Source organism: Flavobacterium sp., assembly GCF_027490375.1.
GTDB lineage: Bacteria > Bacteroidota > Bacteroidia > Flavobacteriales > Flavobacteriaceae > Flavobacterium.
This window is the reverse complement of sequence record NZ_JAIXYH010000045.1, coordinates 1-16,479: the sequence shown is the minus strand read 5'-3', so window position 1 is coordinate 16,479 and position 16,479 is coordinate 1. Positions and strand designations below refer to the sequence as shown.

The window sequence follows — 16,479 nt, the reverse complement described above, 5'->3', positions numbered from 1 at the left end:
CAAACCGCCATACAACTACTTCATTTTGAGATAAATTATAGCAAAGTAAATTAGGTTACTTGCTTGGTATTTGCGAAATTCGTAGCATGGGGCAATACAGGCCGGCGCGGGAAGTTTTAGCACGGATTACACTCGAGGCTTTAGCCGAACAGACGAAGTAAATCCGCGCCATCGAGGGGATTGTTTTAGCAGGGATGGCAAATCCGCGCCATCGGGTAATATTCCTCTGCAGAAACTAAGCTTGGATTTGCAATTTGCTAAATTAATCACATACTAGTTACTTTGCATAAAACCTAATTTTAGCTGTAGTTTTCCTTCAATTTCATGCTTTTTTTACTGTCGTTTTGCTTTTACTAATGTCACAAATTCGTTGATCAAAAATGCGGTCGATACTCCAAGTACAAAAATTGATATAAACTGCATTGGTCTTATGTTTTCGTTGTTTGACAGTCTGTTAAAAGTACCAGCAGACAGTAGTACTAAAAAAGCGATGGCAATGATCCTTGTCTTTACCATCTTACTTTTATTGTTGTGTTTTATGATTTTCAATTCCTTTTTTACCTTTTCTGAATGCCATAAAGAACTGAAAAAGTCCCAGAAGTAGGTATGTAATTGGAAGGGCTTTCTTTCCTAAATGAAAACAATCGAGAGCAACGATGATTGATAAAATGCCTTCTATTAAAAAGAAAACTCCGTCGACCCAAGGAGCTCTTTTTTCAATGAGCGGATGAAAAATAGCAATTGATAAAAAAAGAAGTCCTGCAATAGCAAAAAGCTTGTATGTTTCGTGTCCACCTTCATATTTTTCATAACTATGAATAAGAATAACAATACCCGCTCCGATGTGTGCAAAGCGTTTTCTTTTATCTCTGTTTTTAAAAAATTGTCGTAGAATCATTTGTTAAGTTATGATGTTCTGTAGAATTACTTCGAACGTTTGTCGAAAATGGGTTCGAGCGTTTTTTGCACTACACTGGTTACAGAGATCCGACGTTCAAATATAGCAAAAAGCGTTAGACGAAGCCCTAAACCGCGCCCAACGCAAAAACACCTGCGCTTGTTCCGCCCCAGACGCACGATAGCACAAACGGATAGCTATTGATTAAAAATACACCTAAATCTTTGCAACCGATAACTATCGGTTTTGCAGTATTTTTTAAGATCTACTTTGATTGAACGAATATACAAGTCACTACATTACAATTGATTGAAAAGTGCTGTTACACCATTTTAGAATGTACTAATTTCTCTTTGGGCGGCATTTCCGGCTGTTCGCTGCAAGCTTTTTCAAATCGGGCACAAAAGTAAACGTTGGGAGCGGCTTCTGAGGTCGCCACGCCCACCGCACTTTTGTTTGCCCCATTTATCAAAAGGCTTTCCGCTGCCATCCGGGCCGCAGCAATCGTTACCGAGAAAACAGTTCCGAACAAACGTTCGCAGCACGAATTACACCCGAGGCGCCAGCCGAACCGACGAAGTAAATCTGCGCGAGCAAGAGCAATCAGAATTTCTTAAAACTGCTAATTATAGGTTGGTTTTTGCAATGATTTTGATAAATTGGGTCTGGGATGATGGTGTGCAATGGGTACTGGTGTTAGTACCTGATTATTATTTTCCATCTCTTTTGTTTATGCCAGCCAATTTATTCGCAGGCAAGTTTGAATATATTCCACTAACCTTTTTTGGTAAGGCAATCATGTATTCTATAATTACATTGATTAATTCAAATAGTTGACCAACAGTTTCAGTATCATCAGTATCAATTTGCCCAGGATGAACAGCATCATTGCCTGTAACTCTTACAACATCTAAAGATTGCTGAACTATATTCGGCAAGCCTTTACTTACCAAAATTCCAATATCTGTATTAATATTGATTCCATCTTCTCCTAATTCCTCACATAAAACCTGTATTGCCAGTCTCAATAACGCTGCCGCACCACGTGGCGATTTTGTATGTATAGAAGCAGCTTCTAAATATAATTTTTTTACCCTTTCTGGCATTTCGGAGTTTGGAAAAGGACAGTTTCCAGTTTCTGGGAAAATCATTTTACTCCTTAACCAAATTGTTATATCATCACAATGTTGACATCTTCCGATTGTTAACTCTGCTGCACTAATAGAAACTTGGTTGAAATAAAAGTCGCTATTACGCCAGTCTTGTTTAGAAATAGTTCCACAATTTGGGCAAGTAAATGATTTTAAAAATACTTCAGGTTGTATATATTTCATGTTGATCGTGCTTGGTTTGGGATGGGCTTTTTGAAGTTAGATCTTGTTTTTTTGGGAAAGTTGGTGAAAAAAGTGGGAACGGAACGGATATCGATGTTAGTCGCTAGTAATTTAAAAAGTAAAATATTGTTTAAGATCATTTAGTAAGGTTCTCCCTTTATAATATGCTGTCCAATTGGTTTCAATAAATCTTTCACCTGTTTCTTTATCAAAACGCTCTTTGAAATAATATTTTTGATTATCGGGAGTTTGTCTTGCATAATCCTCAAAATTAGACCAATTGCCGATAATATCTCTGAGATGTGCATCAATCAAATCATCATAATCTTTTATTTCAAATGAGTTATCAAATCTATTAGATATAACACTAGTTATAGAATGCCTTGCATTAAAACGAACATTAGATGAATCAGAATGTATATGAATAATCCTCTCGAAAGCTTTTAAACAAAAAATGTATTTTCTATAACCAGAAGTGTCAGGTAAAATAGAATCAAAAGTTGGTTTATTGAAAAATTTAGCAACACTCCCAGCTCTAGCTTGTACTGGATTATTTTGGGAAGCAAGACAAATTCGAACAAAATGTTCTCTGTCAATTATTTTTGATCTGTCTATATAGCCGCTTCTTATTCCATCACCAAATTCACCACGTTTACGTTCATAAAACAAGCCAAAATCTTGATAAATTAGCTTTTGTAAATCAATTTGGACTTTGTCATTAGCTCTTCTATCGGCTTCGAAAACTGGAGATTGTTGATTTGTCGCAATAGAGATTTGCTCAATAAGTTTTAATTTGTTTTCTTCAAAACTTTTCGAATCATTCTCGTCTATATTAAACGAAATTATTTTGAGAAGGACTTCTTTATTTTCAAATAAATGTAGTGTATCGTTCTTTAAGAATCTATCGTATAAAATACTTAGAGTATATGCGGTTTGTCCTCCATTTATAATTTGTGGATTTGTCACCAATACTTCAGCTTTATTTTTTTTACCAACTTTATCACTATAAACCGTATCATCTGAAAGCATAGTAATTCCATTATTAAAAAGAGCAAATTCATTTGTATTAAAATCAGTTATTGATTTTGAAATCTTTTCATTAATGCTTCCTGATGATAGATCCAAGTAACTCCTTGGATTGAATTTTAAGATTGAGTTTTTATATTTTGATAGTATTTTTGCAATTTCAACTGTTGGTACAAATAAAGCGTTTACTGTACATTCAGAATATTTTGTTACTGGATAATATTGAATACGATGACCAGCACTATTTCTGTCGACATTAATTGTAATTTTTAATTCTGAAATATTGTAATATGATCCAGAAACTAAAGGAAAGACAAGCTCTGAATAGATTCGTTGAAAATTGTAAATATCTACGGGATACCCACCAGCTAGTTTATTTATTTTCAGTTGCAAACTTGGTTTAACATTGGCAAGTAAAATAATTTCATATCTATATTTTGGAAGATCTGAAATTGATTGAAGATGTTTAATTAGATTTTGTATTTTTCCATTATACTTTATCCCATCTTCACCTTCTTCCTCACCTTCAACTATTCTATGAATATCCATTGATAACAGCTCTTCACAAGTTATATCTTTATTTTCAAAATTCAAATCTGAATTTCTAAATTTAGATTGTATAAAGAAAAGTTTCTTATTTTCTTGATCGACAAAATATGCATCAATTCCTCCATCGTAGCCATCGTCAGTAATATAATTTTCACGTTCATTAAATTCAATAAGCCCAAAAGTTACTTTTAAATATAAATGAATAAATGACCTTCCTCTTGCGTTTTCCAATTTTTCAACTTCTTCTATTTTTGGATGGTAACGAACATAGTTTAGAGGAGCTTCTAACCTCAAGCTATCTATAATTCTAAGTAGATCAGCATATTTTGTCATATATAATACTTTACTTACGTGTGGCTTGGTTTGCTTGCGCTTAACGTTCAGCCAATTATCGTCAGTTACGAAATTCAGAAATTTTTATTTTCTGTTAAAGATAAAAATTTTCGAGAAAAGTAAATGTGAACTCAAATCAAAATTCGCAATTCCGAGAAACGGCTATAAGCAACAGTTCATTTTATTTTATCTAAAATCCCAGGCATCGTTGGACTTGCTTCATCTTTAAGCATTCCCGTGTCAGCTCTACTAAAGAGTGCTTGTAATACCAGACTTCTGTCTTCTTGGGTAATTGTACTATCTTTAATTAGTGATAAGTAAAAAACAGTTAATTTTTCTCTTTCTTCTGCATCACGTGCAAGATGATAACTTGAAAACATTGCTTTTTTTACAGCCTGAATACCTAAAAATAATAAAGATATCATTGTGATAAAAATAATTGACCAACGAACAGCCTTGGCTGGATTACTAGAAAAGATACTAATCAACATATCTTCTGGAGTTAACCAAAGTAGCGAGAATAATATAACAGTACCCAAAACGACAAGAGCTATTAGCCAGTGTAAAAACTTTTTCCCTTCTGCATTTAAAAAAGTTGCTCTCTCTTTCCAATATTCAGCAGGTGCCTTAAAACGCATTTGTTCCCGATAAGTTTGCTCAAGTTGAATTTTTTTGTCAAGTGATTTTTTTAAAAGAAATTTTCCAGCCATGTTGGCTTTATTTAGCTCATTTTTTGCCTGTGTTTTTAACTCATCTAGTTGCGAACCATATTCTAGATTCCAATCATTAAATAATCCTTTCAAATTTTCTATTTCTTGATTTGATTTAGTTTGAGTAGCTTCAATTATGCTATCAAAATTCGTCATAATTCCAATTTTTTCATTTTCAAATTCAGTTTTGAATTCTGTAAAGGATTTTCTATCAGCCTCTTCAGATGATAACGTATCGGTGCCTTGAGTTTCAAATTTTAAAGCTAAAAAAACTCCCTTAAAATAATCTGCCCTGCTGAGTTGTCCATAATCTATTGTTCCATTTACCACTGCAAAAGCCCCATTAAAATATTTAGGATAATTAGAATGGAGGTTTTGAAGAAATAAGGATTTTGGAGAATCTGGAAAAAGCACATTATTCCCTGCTCTATCTAAACTGTTAATTATGTTCCTATGAAAAGTAGTGTCTGTTTGCGTATCTAATGTAGAATTCTCTATTGAAATTAATAGATTATTAAAAAAATTAGATGACGAAGAAAACTCTGTTGGAACAACTTCTTGCTCCCATTTCTTTTTTTTTTCTTCCACAATTCTATGAAGTCCAATTAAATCAAAACTAGCTTCATAATTTTCTGCAGGAATTTTGAGAGTATAAGTTTGATTTCGTAAAATACTTTCCTCTAATTTCAGATTGAGTGCTTTTTTAAATTCTGCATTTTTCATAGAAATTTTGTCTTGGTTATTTATGTGTTCCGGCTGAATTTGCAGCCAACTCAACAATTGCCAAAGTTCTCCACATCACTTTGTATTTTCCAAAACAACGACAAACGATTTGTTTTCAAAACTTTGCATTGAAAAAGTTTTGCGTATTTTGAATCGGTTAAATTGACCTCTTGTTTCGTTATTCGCATTAGTGACTAAAAAAACTAACCTTTTTTTCTTTTCGCCAATTTAAGCATTTTCCTTCACCCAAAACTACCTACTTATAGGTATTTTTCCACCAAACGTTAGTAACGGATGCCCTAGCCCCGGGTGCAGCGGCAGCCCGGAGAAAAAGACGGCTACGTGAACCGCGGAGCAAACGGCGACCATAGAAGCCGGATGCTGCGTGAGTGAACATGCCGCATTTTTTGAGGACTACAGCGGAAAGCGGGAATGGCTACAAACAAAAATTAGCAGTGCAAAAAACTGTACTTTTGCAGCGATTTGAACGCTTATGAGAATTGATATTATTACAATTTTGCCCGACCTGATGCGGAGTCCGTTTGAGGGAAGTATTATGAAACGCGCCATCGAAAAAGATTTGGTGGAAGTGCATTTTCATAACCTGCGCGACTATACCACCAACAAACAAAAAAGCGTTGACGATTACCCATTTGGCGGCGGCGCTGGCATGGTTATGCAAATTCAACCCATAGACGATTGCATTGCAAAACTGAAAAGCGAACGCCACTACGACGAAATTATTTACATGACGCCCGACGGCGAAACGCTGAACCAAAAAATGGCCAATTCGATGTCGCTTTTAAAAAACATCATCATTCTCTGCGGGCATTACAAAGGTGTTGATCAACGTGTGCGCGACCATCTGATTACCCGAGAAATATCCATTGGCGATTACGTTTTAAGCGGCGGCGAACTGGGTGCCGTGATTTTATGCGATGCGTTAATCAGACTCATACCGGGCGTACTTTCCGACGAGACTTCGGCATTAACCGACAGTTTCCAAGACAATTTGCTGGCACCACCGGTTTATACACGTCCGGCCGACTATAAAGGTTGGAAAGTTCCGGAGGTTTTGCTTAGCGGGCACTTCGCCAAAATTGAGCAATGGCGCGAGGAAAAAGCTTTTGAACACACCAAAAACCGACGGCCAGATTTGTTGGAATAAGTTCTGAAAAACACAGCACTTGTTGTAGGGATTCTCAGACTTTTCGCTAAATGAATTTATTTTTTGAAAGGTTTTTAACAATTCTGTTTCGCAAAACTTAATTTATTTAGATTTGCGATTTACTGCCAAGATTAATGACCGACGCCAAAATACTTATCGTTGAAGATCAGCGCATCATTGCCGAACATTTGAAGGGAATCCTTGAAGATTTGTCGTTTTCGCGTATTCGTTTTGCGAACGATAAAAGCAGTGCGTTTCAAGCTATTGAAAGCTTTGAGCCGGATTTGATTCTTTTAGATATTCGGATGAAGGAAGATTTAGACGGTATTGAAATTGCGCGCAAGATTCACGACGAGTGGCAAATTCCGTTTATTTTCGTGACCGCGCAATCGGACACGGAGATTTTGCGTAACGCCCTGCAGTGCAAACCGGAAGCCTATATTACTAAGCCGTTTAAAGAAACCGACATATTAGCTGCGGTAAGTATTGCCTTAAAAAACACCCGCGAAGACTCGTTTATCAGCATCAAAGAGGGCTACAAAGAGGTAAAAGTGTACTTGAATTCTATTTTATATGTGGAAAGCGACAAAAACTACATTGATATTTATTGTAGATCGAACAAATACACCTTGCGTAATTCGTTGGAGTGGTTTTTACAGCAGGTAAATTCGCCACGGTTTACGCGTGTGCATCGTTCGTTTATCGTCAATAAAGAAATGGTTACTAAATCGTCGCGAAATACCTTGTTTATTTCTGATCGCGAGATACCTATTTCCAGAAAATACGCTGCTGAGGCAAAATCTATTTTGCGTCATTGATTCGTTCGCATACAAAAACGTGTCGCTCGTCCCGTTGCGTAAAAAGCTAATAATTTTTAACATTATTTTTGGAATATAATAAGCAGCTACGAAAAGCTGTAGACCAAGAATTGTTTGGGGTTTTTGCTATTTAGATGAGACTTTTTTGCTGGAAGCATTTGATTTTCTGCTGATTTCTATTTCACCATTCCTTTTAAAGTTTACTGTTTGACCTAAGTTGCGAAAAATACCAACTGATGTTAAAACGATTATTATTTTTCCTTTTTGTTTTTGGGAATTTGGGTGTTTGCTTTTCGCAGGAAATATACACAGACGAAGCCGCTTATACCATTACCAGTTACGACGAACCACGAACCGCCGAGCTTACGTCCTACTTCGGTGGCGATTATTATAATATTCCTGAAACTGTAGAATATAATGGTGAAGTATTTACTGTAACGAGAATTGGTAACTCTGCATTCGCTTATACTAATATTTCGGAGCTTTCTTTTCCAAATACAATTACCTCAATAGGAAGCTATGCCTTTGTTTATTGCAGTAATCTATACAGCATTCAGTTACCCGATACAATTACTAGTATAGAGGGGGGCTGTTTTGACAGTTGCAATAGCTTATATGCTATTTTCTTGCCTAGTTCATTAACTTCGATTGCGCAAAGTACTTTTAGTGGTTGTAGTAGTTTAACTTCTGTAGTTATTCCTCCTGCAGTTACATCATTGGGTTCCTACAGTTTTTCTAATTGTACTTCACTGCAAAATATTTTCTTGCCTGAAGGATTAACAGCAATAGGCTATTCTTCGTTTAATTCCTGTTACAGTTTACAAACTGTAAATATCCCCTCTACAGTTACTTCTATCGGAAATAATGCCTTTTATAACTGTTCTTCATTGGTAAATGTAAATTGTGCTATTGCCTCACCTTTAGCCATTAACACAACTGTTTTTTCAGGTATAAATTATCAAAATGCTACTCTATCCGTTCCATCTGCTGGCTTTTTAAGTTATACAACCGCGCCGGTTTGGACTAATTTTGGAAACATTATAACCAACACTTGTTTCACTCCGATAGCGTACAACGTTTCTGGCGGTGGTACAACTTGCGGCTCAAGTTCAAGTTTTCAAATTACGCTCGCAGGAAGTCAGCGGTTTGTTCAATATTATTTAAAAAGAAATAACGTTACTATTGGATCTGGTGTGGTAGGAACTGGATTTCCATTAAATTTCGGATCACAGAGTACGATTGGAACTTATACAATAGAAGCGCGCCGAAGCAATATTGAGTGCAGTAATACCATGACTGGATCGGCAATTATATCGGCTGGGGCTGTTTCGCCTATGCCTAGTGGTAGCACCTCACAACAGTTTTGCGAAGGAACTACCGCTGCCAGTCTTCAAGCTACGGGAACAAATTTAAGATGGTATGAATATTTGAACTCAACAACTACGCTGCCTGCAAATCATGTTTTGAGAACAGGAACGTATTATGTCACCCAACAAAATACAACCTGTGAAAGTGAAAAGCGCCCTATCACTGTAACCATATTAGCTCCTGGCGCCCCTCCTACAGGTTTAACTACACAAATTTACACGGGCGCAGCAACATTGGCGAACTTGAGCTTAACAGGAACTGCGATAAAATGGTACGCAAGTGCATCGAGTACTGCTCTCTTACCTAATTCAACGCCGCTAGTCGACGGAGCAACCTATTATGCCACGCAAACTCCCGGAACCTGTGAATCTTTCTACAGACTACCTGTAAAAGTGAAAAAATTGAGTGAAAACACACAAGCCTTTTGTAACGCAACTACTGTTTCTAGCTTAGCTTCTACAGCTACCGCCGGGGCAACAGCTAATTGGTATACATCGGCTAATGGCGGGACAGCCCTCGCAGCAGACACTAATTTAAGTTCAGGAACTTACTATCTTCAAGAAAGTTATCCCGCTATTTCAGAAACGCTAGGTGGTAGTTTTACACAACCAGCCGATGTTTTTGCCGAACCATCAGGAAACATATTGGTTGCAAACGGAACTAATCCGAGTTTAAGCCGTATTACTTCATCAGGTAGCAATCTTTTAACATTTAATAACTTAAGTGGTCCATTTTCTGGAATCTCAGCATTTTCAGATGGTAAGATACTAGCTATCAGTAGTACAAGTCTTTATCTCTTTTATTTAAATAACAATGGTTCTAATACATCAGGAGTTCTCTGGGGTGGAAACCCTGTAAATGTTACTGCTCAACCCGATGGCAAAATTTTGTATAATCACATTTCTACGATATATCGTATTAATACTAATGGAAGCGGGCAGGTAATCCTTGCATCGGGATTGAATAACGTATCTGATATGGCTGTTGAAAACGACGGAAAAATACTTTTTGCAGAAGCGGGCACAAATTCTATAAAAAGAATGAACGCAGACGGAACAAATATTGTTACAGTAAGCAATGCATTTAATCAACCGAGAGGAGTTGCAGTTCAAGCCGACGGACGTATCGTAATTTCCGATACCGGGAACAATGCTGTAAAACGCATGAATGCCAATGGGACTAATATTGAAACCCTTTTAACCGGATTAAACAGTCCGCGGGGAATTTCCATTGAAAACACTGGTGCTATACTTGTTGCAGATCGAAATAACAATGTTATTAAGAGGTATAAGGATGTAACTTACTCCAATCGTGTACCTGTTACCATAACCGTTAATCCCGCTCCTACTGTACCCGTTGGAGAGTCGTCGCAAATCTATACCGGTAGTACTACGCTTGGCGCATTGAATGCTGTGGGTAATAATGTAAAATGGTTCAACGCCAGTACGGCAGGAAGCGAATTACCGAGTTCGACTTCGGTAGTAAGCGGAACAACCTATTACGCAGAGAGCACCAACGGAAACTGTGCCTCGCCTACTCGATTAGCTGTAAAGGTTAATGCGATTGGCTCTGATAGTCGGTTTTTTTGTAATAGTGCCACAGTTGAAAATCTAACTTCGACACCTGCACCAGGCGCAAACGCCAATTGGTATACTGCCGCTACAGGAGGAAATGCACTTCAGTATTTTGATTCGTTAACTACAAACACATACTATGTTGAACAAGAAAAACCAGCAATTACTTCAACCTTAACAACAGGATTTAGCGTGTTTGCAGTAGCTGTTCAAGCCGATGGGAAACTTGTAATTGCCAGTAGAAACTCAGGACAAATTAGACGTGCTAACCCCGACGGTTCGAATGTTGAAATTATTGCGTCTGGATTTAGTAATCCTTCTGGAGTTGCTATTCAAGCCGATGGGAAAATTGTATTTACAAATTCGGCTGCCAATAGCATCTTACGCATGAATGCAGATGGAACAAACGCAGTAACATTGGCCACCGGATTTAACAATCCAACAGGAATTGCAATTGATGCTTCGGGAAAAATTTGGTTCTGCGACACGTACAATCACGCTGTAAAACGAATGAATACCGACGGTACCGGAATCACCACTATAGGTTCTGGATTTCTTAATCCAAGAGGGATAACGATTGATGCCGACGGAAAAATACTCGTTGGCGATGACAGCCAAGCGAAAGTTAAACGAATGAACCCTGATGGCACCAATATCGAATCTTTGGGAACTGGTTTAGGCTATCCTTTTGGCTTGGCAGTTCGACCAAACGGTAAAATTATTGCCGCTGATTACGGTAACCAACAAGTAGTTCAAATGAATGCCGACGGTTCTGATAAGAAAATTATAGACACGGGAATCGGGTATTGTTCAGGTGTTGCCATTACAGCAAGCGATGAAATTATTGTTGCCGATTATATTGCCAACTCGCTTATGAAGATCATTCCACCGGTTTCCTCAAATCGTGTCCCGGTTTCCGTAACCATAACCCCAAATTCCGAAAACACAACCACGATAAACACTTGCGAACCTTACACTTGGTCGCACAACAATCAAACCTACTCAAACTCAGGAACATTCTACGGAACAACAATAAATTGCGTTACTGAAAAACTAGTTTTGAACATTGGTACACCAACAACGTGGGATGGTTTAGAATGGTCTGACGGAGTTCCTACCGGAAATCGTAAAGCGATTATTGCTGGAAATTACTCCGAAGCGGCAAATTTAACTGCCTGCCAACTCGAAATCGTAAATGAAGCTGTAGTGGTTGTACCTTCTGGATTTGATTTTGTTATCGATGGAAAAGTAACTGTGGAGCCGGGCTCTTCTTTAACCTTAGAAAACAACGCCAATTTACTACAAACTAAAGCAGTTGCTAACGAAGGTGAAATCACTTCAAAACGTATGGCTTATATGCGCCGGCAAGATTATGTGTATTGGTCTTCCCCAGTTTCCAATCAAAATCTACTGGACTTTTCCCCACAAACACTTACCAGCCGTTTTTACACGTTTAATGAAAATACAGGTCAATTTGCCGCTGTAGATCCAATTGCCAACGACTTTACTCCGGGAACTGGTTATATGGTACGTGCGCCAAATACGTATTTAAATCCACCAGCAGCGCCGCAAGCATTCGAAGGTACGTTTAAAGGTGTGCCGAACAATGGTAATTACCAACTAACACTGACGCATGGTAGCAATGGTTATAATTTTATTGGAAACCCCTACCCTTCGCCCATCGATGCCAATGAGCTCTTACAAAACGTAACAGGTACAGTTTACTTCTGGACACACACCTTGCAAGGCGTTGGCGTGCTAAACTACGCTTCTTATAATTTACTTGGCGGAATTGCTAGTCTTGCAGGAGGTGCTATTCCAAACGGAATCATCCAAACGGGACAAGGATTTCTGCTGAAAGTTACTGCTCCTACAACCCTAAACTTCAGCAACGATATGCGTGTTGGAAATAACGAAGGGCAATTCTTCCGAACAGCTAATTCAGAAAAACACCGAATCTGGTTAAACTTAAGCTCGGGCGAAACCGACTTAAACCAGATACTAGTTGGTTACACTGCCGGAGCAACAAACGAAATAGACGCAGCATTTGACGGACCGTTATTAAGCAGCGGAAATTCACTATCAAGCTATGTAAACGATACACGTTTGGGCATTCAAGCGAGAGCACTTCCGTTTGAAACTACCGATGTAGTAGCGATGAATTTACAAGTTGAACAAGCGGCAAACTTTACGCTTGCTATAGATCATACAGACGGTGTATTTGCAGAAGGACAAAATGTGTACGTTAAAGACAATCTACTCAATCAAACACATAACTTGACTGAGACGCCTTATACTTTTTATGCAGAAGCTGGCGCGTTTACTTCACGATTAGAATTGGTGTTTGAGGCTGAAACTTTAGGAATTGAAAATCCTGCGAGCAGCGGAAACAGCGTTTTGGCCTATCATTCGGGCGACACTGTTGTAGTAGAATCGGCAGTAGAAGAACTAAACAGCATTCGCATTTTCGATTTACGCGGACGTGAAATTTATACCTCAAAACAAATTACGGGTCAAAAATTCAGCATTCCACTCCCAGCCGGACAACAAATGATTCTTGTTCAAATACAAACTGCAACTGGAACAATTACCACAAAAAAAGTGATACATTAATTAAAATCGAAATCTACTCCAATAAGCCGCTGCAAAACAGCGGCTTATGTTTTTTAAATAATACTATAAATTATTTGCTAAAAATGATTTTATAACTAAATTTGCGCCCACATTAGACCAACCTCTGACGAGAATCGTGAATGTTGCTCTGATTTTAAATCAAATTTTTTAAGAAATGTCAGATTTATTAAAGTTCGTAAACGACGAACTAATCGCGAAAAAAGATTTTCCTGATTTCGGAGCTGGTGACACAATTACCGTTTACTACGAAATTAAAGAAGGTGAAAAAACACGTACACAGTTTTTTAAAGGTGTAGTGATTCAGCGTAGAGGTACAGGTAGTACTGAAACGTTCACCATCCGTAAAATGTCAGGTGCTGTTGGTGTAGAGCGTATCTTCCCGATCAACCTTCCTGCTTTACAGAAAATCGAAATCAACAAGAAAGGTTCTGTACGCAGAGCACGTATCTTCTACTTCCGTGAACTTACCGGAAAGAAAGCGAAAATCCGCGACAAGCGAAGATAATTTGTTTCAGTGTTCAAATATCAAGTGCCCGTTTTCTTTGGAAAGCGGGTTTTTTTATGAATTTCGTAAAAAGTACACGAAGTTTTTTTCGCATCTGTAAAACTGCGTTAACATCAGAGAAAACGATATAGCTGCCGCAGATTTAGCTATCTTTGCCCGGTTTTAAAATTCTCAAAAAGATGTCAAATAACGCTGGAATTATTTACACGATTACTGATGAAGCTCCCATGCTTGCAACGCATTCGCTGTACCCAATCCTTAAAAAATTTTTATCGGCTGCTGGAATTAACATCGAAACAGCCGACATTTCTTTAGCAGCTCGAATCATGGCTGTTTTTGCCGACGAACTGCCCTTTGAAATAACCGACAACCTCTCTAAATTAGGATTGTTAGCCACTAAACCAGAAGCTAATATCATCAAACTCCCCAATATCTCTGCTTCCATTCCACAACTCAAAGCAGCTATAGCCGAACTTCAGGCACAAGGCGTTTCCGTTCCCGATTATCCGGCCGACGCAACCGACGCTCAAGCTCTAGCAACTAAAAATAAATATGCCAAAGTACTCGGATCAGCAGTAAACCCTGTTCTTCGCGAAGGAAATTCCGACCGCCGTGCTCCAAAAGCAGTAAAAAACTACGCCAAAAAACATCCGCACAGTATGGGGAGCTGGTCGGGCGATTCAAAAACTCGCGTTGCTAGCATGTCTTCAGCAGATTTCTACAGCACTGAAAAATCGATAACCGTACCCACTGAAACTACATTTGCCATTCATTTTAAAAACGAAAACGGCACCGTAACCGAACTGAAAAGCCCAGCGCCACTGCAAGCCGGAGAAATAATAGACTCGGCTGTATTAAGTATTTCAGAATTAAAAAAGTTCGTAGCTGAGGAAATTGAAAAGGCAAAAAAAGACGACTTGCTCTTTTCCGTGCACCTGAAAGCAACCATGATGAAAGTTTCAGACCCCATTATGTTTGGAGCTGTGGTTTCCGAATTTTACAAACCTGTACTTTCAAAATATAGCGAAACACTCAAAGAAATAGGTTTCAATGAAAACAACGGTTTAGGCGACTTGTACGATAAACTACAAGGACATCCGTTGCAAACTGAAATCGAAAAAGCTATTGCCGATTTATACTCGGATCGCCCGGCACTTGCCATGGTTAATTCCGACAAAGGAATCACAAACCTGCACGTACCTTCTGATGTAATTGTAGACGCTTCGATGCCGGCAATGATACGCACCAGCGGACGCATGTGGAACAAAGACGGTAATGCGCAAGACACCGTTGCGGTTATTCCGGATCGTTGTTATGCAGGCTTATACACGGCTACAATCGATTTTTGTAAACAAAATGGCGCATTCGATCCGACGACCATGGGAAGCGTTCCGAATGTTGGTCTGATGGCACAAGCTGCCGAAGAGTACGGTTCGCACAACAAAACGTTTCAAATTAAAGAAGCCGGAACGGTAACGGTTGTTTTAGGCGATGGCCGCGAAGTTTTGGAGCAAAACGTACAAGAAGGCGATATTTTCAGAATGTGTCAGGTTAAAGACGCGCCGATTAAAGACTGGGTTAAACTTGCTGTGAATCGCGCGCGACTCAGCAACACACCGGCTGTGTTTTGGTTAGACGACAAACGAGCGCACGACCGTGAATTGATTGCTAAAGTACAAACGTACCTAGCCGATTTCGACACAAGCGGATTAGATATTCGCATTATGAACATTACCGACGCGACCGTGCACACGTTAACACGATTGAAAAACGGCCTGGATACGATCTCGGTAACGGGTAACGTTTTACGCGACTACCTCACTGATTTATTCCCTATTTTAGAGTTGGGAACTTCGGCAAAAATGTTATCGATTGTACCGTTAATGAATGGCGGAGGTTTGTTTGAAACAGGTGCAGGCGGCTCGGCGCCTAAACATGTCGAACAATTTTTGTCTGAAGGCTACCTGCGCTGGGATTCTTTGGGCGAATTCTTGGCCATCGGCGTTTCTTTAGAACATCTCGGACAAACGCAAAACAATGCAAAAGCACTTGTTCTTTCGGAAACTTTAGATCAGGCGACCGAGAAATTTTTGGATGAAGATAAATCGCCCGCACGTAAAGTGGGACAAATAGATAATCGTGGTTCGCATTTTTATTTGGCGTTGTATTGGGCTGAGGCCCTTGCTTTGCAGCAGAAAGATGCCGAGTTGCAAGAAACGTTCAAACCCATTGCCGAAGCTTTGCGCTTGAACGAGCAGCAAATTAACGCCGAGTTTATTGCTTCGCAAGGTAAAGTTCAAGATATTGGAGGATATTACCGTCCGAATCCGGCATTAGCTAGCCGTGCGATGCGTCCGAGTGCGACACTGAATGCAATCATCGGAAATTAAGCACGCGATTTCAAAAAAACTAAACCGACAATTACGAATCGTGCTTGTCGGTTTTTTATTTAGAAATGATATGGTTTTACCTTGGTTGATAGGTGTTTGGGATGAGTTTACTTCTTCGAGAAGCTAGAAGCTAGACCCGATAGCTATCGGGATAGAAGCTAGAAAATAGTCCCGATAGCTATCGGGATCGTGACGTTCACCCTTTTACGTATCATCTTCCCAACCTAACCCACGTATCATTGGTGCCTGAGCCTTTCGAAGGTTGGTGCCTGAGCCTGTCGAAGGCTAATAGAGATTTTTGTATTAAGACTTGAGTATTAAGACTTCGTGACGTTCACCATTTAACGTATCGTTTTGGAGAAGCTAGTCCCGATGGCTATCGGGATAGAAGCTAGAAAATAGTCCCGATAGCTATCGGGATCGTGACGTTCACCCTTTTACGTATCATT

General features: G+C 38.9%; 9 protein-coding genes. 5 read left to right on the top strand and 4 right to left on the bottom strand.

The features are described from left to right. Positions 1–523: 523 nt before the first annotated feature. From Q0064_RS05440 to Q0064_RS05425, 4 genes are all read right to left on the bottom strand, one after another. Positions 524–898: a hypothetical protein gene (locus Q0064_RS05440; RefSeq protein ID WP_298145458.1), complete on the bottom strand. Its 375-nt coding sequence runs from the start codon at positions 896–898 to the stop codon at positions 524–526. A gap of 710 nt (positions 899–1,608) precedes the next feature. Beyond that, entirely contained in the window at positions 1,609–2,232 is a 624-nt protein-coding gene (locus Q0064_RS05435) for a DUF4145 domain-containing protein (RefSeq protein ID WP_298145456.1), read from the bottom strand. Between the two features lie 111 nt (positions 2,233–2,343). Then, positions 2,344–4,140 carry an AIPR family protein gene (locus tag Q0064_RS05430; RefSeq protein ID WP_298145453.1) on the bottom strand — a complete coding sequence of 599 codons (1,797 nt, stop codon included), beginning with the start codon at positions 4,138–4,140 and terminating at the stop codon, positions 2,344–2,346. Positions 4,141–4,316: 176 nt separating this feature from the next. Continuing rightward, positions 4,317–5,573: a DUF6161 domain-containing protein gene (locus tag Q0064_RS05425; protein ID WP_298145450.1), complete on the bottom strand. Its 1,257-nt coding sequence runs from the start codon at positions 5,571–5,573 to the stop codon at positions 4,317–4,319. Between the two features lie 493 nt (positions 5,574–6,066). Here Q0064_RS05425 and trmD point away from each other — a divergent pair, with 493 nt between their 5' ends. From trmD to Q0064_RS05400, 5 genes are all read left to right on the top strand, one after another. Next, positions 6,067–6,741 (top strand): tRNA (guanosine(37)-N1)-methyltransferase TrmD, encoded by a 675-nt coding sequence (trmD, locus tag Q0064_RS05420; RefSeq protein WP_298145445.1) that lies wholly within the window; start codon positions 6,067–6,069, stop codon positions 6,739–6,741. 134 nt (positions 6,742–6,875) lie between these two features. Beyond that, a complete protein-coding gene (locus Q0064_RS05415) occupies positions 6,876–7,559 on the top strand; it encodes a response regulator (RefSeq protein WP_298145443.1) in 684 nt (227 codons plus the stop codon). Positions 7,560–7,795: 236 nt separating this feature from the next. After that, positions 7,796–13,114 carry a leucine-rich repeat protein gene (locus tag Q0064_RS05410; protein ID WP_298145440.1) on the top strand — a complete coding sequence of 1,773 codons (5,319 nt, stop codon included), beginning with the start codon at positions 7,796–7,798 and terminating at the stop codon, positions 13,112–13,114. 175 nt (positions 13,115–13,289) lie between these two features. Continuing rightward, positions 13,290–13,640, top strand: coding sequence for a 50S ribosomal protein L19 (rplS, locus tag Q0064_RS05405; RefSeq protein ID WP_094486166.1), 351 nt, complete (start codon positions 13,290–13,292; stop codon positions 13,638–13,640). Between the two features lie 179 nt (positions 13,641–13,819). Continuing rightward, positions 13,820–16,030, top strand: a complete 2,211-nt coding sequence (locus tag Q0064_RS05400; RefSeq protein ID WP_298145435.1) for an NADP-dependent isocitrate dehydrogenase — start codon at positions 13,820–13,822, stop codon at positions 16,028–16,030. Positions 16,031–16,479: the final 449 nt, after the last annotated feature.

What these genes read in the sequence shown, in the direction of transcription:
- trmD (WP_298145445.1), top strand. Translation starts at nt 6,067, where the DNA reads ATGAGAATTGATATTATTACAATTTTGCCCGACCTGATGCGGAGTCCG.
- Q0064_RS05425 (WP_298145450.1), bottom strand. Translation starts at nt 5,573, where the DNA reads ATGAAAAATGCAGAATTTAAAAAAGCACTCAATCTGAAATTAGAGGAA.
- Q0064_RS05435 (WP_298145456.1), bottom strand. Translation starts at nt 2,232, where the DNA reads ATGAAATATATACAACCTGAAGTATTTTTAAAATCATTTACTTGCCCA.
- rplS (WP_094486166.1), top strand. Translation starts at nt 13,290, where the DNA reads ATGTCAGATTTATTAAAGTTCGTAAACGACGAACTAATCGCGAAAAAA.
- Q0064_RS05400 (WP_298145435.1), top strand. Translation starts at nt 13,820, where the DNA reads ATGTCAAATAACGCTGGAATTATTTACACGATTACTGATGAAGCTCCC.
- Q0064_RS05430 (WP_298145453.1), bottom strand. Translation starts at nt 4,140, where the DNA reads ATGACAAAATATGCTGATCTACTTAGAATTATAGATAGCTTGAGGTTA.
- Q0064_RS05440 (WP_298145458.1), bottom strand. Translation starts at nt 898, where the DNA reads ATGATTCTACGACAATTTTTTAAAAACAGAGATAAAAGAAAACGCTTT.
- Q0064_RS05410 (WP_298145440.1), top strand. Translation starts at nt 7,796, where the DNA reads ATGTTAAAACGATTATTATTTTTCCTTTTTGTTTTTGGGAATTTGGGT.
- Q0064_RS05415 (WP_298145443.1), top strand. Translation starts at nt 6,876, where the DNA reads ATGACCGACGCCAAAATACTTATCGTTGAAGATCAGCGCATCATTGCC.